3 protein-coding genes are annotated in these 3,613 nt (G+C 48.6%); all 3 read left to right on the forward strand.

Annotated elements, in window-relative coordinates:
- Positions 1-338 (forward strand): alpha-2-macroglobulin family protein (locus ACYVDE_RS17365; RefSeq protein WP_460502809.1); only part of this gene is annotated, 338 nt, incomplete at its 5' end.
- A gap of 489 nt (positions 339-827) precedes the next feature.
- The gene (locus ACYVDE_RS17370; protein ID WP_460502810.1) at positions 828-2,105 is read left to right on the forward strand and encodes a tyrosine-type recombinase/integrase; all 1,278 of its coding nucleotides are present in this window, start codon (positions 828-830) and stop codon (positions 2,103-2,105) included.
- A gap of 400 nt (positions 2,106-2,505) precedes the next feature.
- Positions 2,506-3,492, forward strand: a complete 987-nt coding sequence (locus ACYVDE_RS17375) for a hypothetical protein (RefSeq protein ID WP_460502811.1) — start codon at positions 2,506-2,508, stop codon at positions 3,490-3,492.
- Positions 3,493-3,613 lie beyond the last annotated feature (121 nt).

Consider the following 3,613-nt stretch of genomic DNA (forward strand, 5'->3'; position numbering starts at 1 on the left):
GCACCCGCGTGCTGCTGCGCGCCGGCCAGCCCGCCGAGCTGGTAGTGACCGTGGACGTGAAAGCCGCCGCCCGCTACGTGCTGCTCGAAGTGCCCATTCCGGCCGGCTGCTCTTACGGCGACCCGGCCGCGCCGAATTACATCGAAACCCACCGCGAGTACCTGCGCCACCAAACCGGCATCTTCATCGATGAGCTGCCCGTGGGCCGGCACGAGTTCCGCATCGCGCTCCAGCCCCGGTTTCGGGGCCAGTATACCATCAATCCGGCACGGGCCGAGCTGGTGTATTTCCCCACCAAATTCGGCCGCTCGGCCAGCAAGCAGGCGATAGTGCGGTGAGGGCGCTTCGTTCTCACCATACCGCCACCATTACTCGTCGGAAACGGCATGCAAGCTGCTGCGCCCGTCGGCTCCGAGCATGGCAAGCTGCGGTGGTACATCTCACTCTGGTACAGTAGCTCGGCGGGCCAGTTGCGCCCCATTGCGTACTCAGATGACTGGTTTCCAGCGCTACTGCACCCGCCGGCCGAAATACGCCGCCCCCCATTTGCCACATACAGCGAACCACGCCCTTCTGTCTCTGCTGGCCGCACTTATGCCGGGAAGCTGGCGGCAAAACAAAAAGGCCGTTTCCTGCTTGGAAACGGCCTTTTATCGAGGTAGCGTGGACTGGACTCCCCATCATGGTCCTAAAATATTCTGGTTTCATCAGAAAATGCCTTTCAATTGCCTTCAGTGGGGTTGTTATTAAGATAGGTAGCTATTGCTCCGTTGGATTCTGCTAGATTTACTGTGTGATAACTGTGTAAGAACACAGCACACCGTAAGATGAAGAACAAGCCAGCCCAGACCCGCAACGCCGCAGAAACGAAACTTCGCTTTGTTAATGAAAGCAAGGCTACCCGCTTAGGAAGTATCGTAGCTCAATACAGTTATGGCGGCGATGTATCGTGGTTTGCAACTGGATACCGTGTGCCCAAAACTTTCTGGAACGACGTTAAGCAAGAAATTCGGCCAGATGGCGTGGACAACGTGGGCAAAGCAAATGCCCACTTGAAGACTGTTAAAAACAATTTGGACACGATTATCCGAGCCCATATCCAGCAGCATGGTGACAAGCCCACTATTCTATATCTGAAGGCTCAGTATGAGGCACTCAAAGCCCCGGCTGATACTGAAGAAGCAGCCAAGCGCACGAACGTCATGGAGGCGTTAGAAAGCTTCATTCGGACAAAGGATGTGAAGCCGAACAGCCTGAAAGCATATTCGGCCTTGCGTCAAAACTTGCACTTATACTTCGAAGCGAAAGGCCAAGAATGGGATTTGGAGACCTTGACTATTCCCGACTTCGATGCTTTCCAAACGTGGCTTACTGCCGAAAAGGGGTTTCACAACACGACTGTTGAACGCCGGGTTATTGCCATGAAGAAGTTTCTGGAAAGCTACAAAGAGTCGCTAGGGTTCCACTACAAAGAACTGAAGCCCAAACACGCTGTGAAGGCAACAAAGAACTTGGTGGTGATAACGCTTAGTACCGATGAACTGAAGGCACTCGAAGCATTCGACCTCACCGGACACCCTCGTATGCACCGAGTACAACAACTCTTCTTGCTGCAATGCTGGACTGGCCTGCGAGTTTCAGATGTGGTAAGGTTGAATTCTACTCATATAGATGGCAAAACGGTGCGGATAAATATTAACAAAACGGACGACTTCAGTGCCGTGCCATTGTTTCCAACGGCAGCACGAATACTTGCCGAAATCGGCTCCCGACCTATTAGCGTAAGCAATCAGGAATATAATCGCGTGCTGAAAGACGTGATGAAAGCACTCGCTCAACATGTACCCAGCTTGTTGACTCCCATCACTCAGCTTTACTCAATCGGAAAGACAAAAGTCCCGACAACAAAACCGAAGTGGGCATGGATAATGACGCATACAGCCCGCAGAACCTTCGTGACCATGTGCATAGAAATGGGCACTCAGCAGCACTTCGTGATGCGTTGGTCCAACCATTCTGACCCTCGGAGCTTCCGCAAATACCAAAACGCGTTGCAAGGCGAATCAGACGCTGCCCAGAAGCTATTAGATGCTTTCAACGCCTGACCCAAGGCAAACGTCTGTACATCAAATATTTAATCCCTAACCTTCAAAGGTTAGGGATTTTTTGTTCGTTTTCGCTGAAATGCTTTTTTGTTTCGGGGTGCTGTCCCCTATGATTGGTAAAACCGTGTACCCATTCATTATTTATCAAATCACCTTATGACGAAAAATGCCCAACTCAAAGTGAGAGTACCGCAACAGCTACGCTTGGACGCACATGAAAAGGCCCGCCAAAGCGGCACGCAGCTTAGTACAGTAGTGCGCCTTTACCTCGAAGCATATACTGCTTCACAGACTATCAAATAAGCTATAAGTAAAACAAGCAATAATATAAAACAATACTTTAATATTATCCTATAACAATTGAAATATTTTTCAAAAATTTGATGAAATCAACTTCACTGTGCCTTTACAACATGTAGCCCAATTGCATGAAGACGCATTCAAAACTCATGAAGCAGCCAGTGGAATCAAGCTTTTACAGTTGACTTCAAAGGAAATCAATGTGCCGGGTGTGAACCTAATCCGAGTAGACAAGACAGCAAACGGCGGAGAGGGCGAAGCCTTTCTAAGTATTACTTCCAAAACACTAGGCAGACGATACCCTGAGTTCTTGAATATAAACACGTTGCAAACAGCAATTGAGAAGGTTAATCGTCTCGATATGATTCATCTAGACTCACTAGATAGTGCTAACGCTACTCTCTTGCATCCCGGTAGAGACATATCAATGCCTACGACAGGACAACGGTTCCTACAAGTAATGAAACTGCTTCATGTCAACACGTTCTATAGAATTCAGGACTTTAGGAATGACAACTCACTAACCTTCGACAAAGATGTAAAGACACGTAAATGCAAGGAATACAGCAAGATATACCTGAAGGATTCTGAATTTGAACTATCTAAAAATCAGAACTTTCGTGATTCGCTTACTGCTTCTGACCTAGCCGAAATGCGGCTATATTTCCGTGGGGAGGTACGGTTTGAGACCGAGCAAAAATCCATGACTAAGATTCGGCAGTGCTATAACACTACTAGACTCTGTGAAATACTTGCCTCGGAAGTGAATCCATTAAGCCGAATGCTTACCAAGCTGACGAAGGACATGGCCACACACACCGAACTCATGGAAGAACGCCTGTTCTTAATGAGTCTGACAGAAAAGGAAGCTCAAGTATTCGGCGTATGCATCGCCTTTGAGCATTCAATAGAGCAGATAAAGCACTTCTATTACACAAGGTATCCTCGCCGGCCGCCTACGGCCCGACTGAAGCTCACGGTTGCGAAACAACTTGTTTCACGCTATCGTGCCCAGCAAGGAAAGCTAGGGGAGTCCGACTTTGCGTTGATCAAAGAGTTCAGTGAACGTGTTGCTTTGGATATTTGACAAGGGGCAAGTACATACAAAAAGTGTATTATTCATTAATTACTAGGCGGTGGTCTAAGTGAGGATGGTTCTGTGATTATGTCGGTCGATGCAAATTTTAATTCGGGCTGCGTGCATGCGC

This window comes from Hymenobacter agri, from assembly GCF_054778495.1.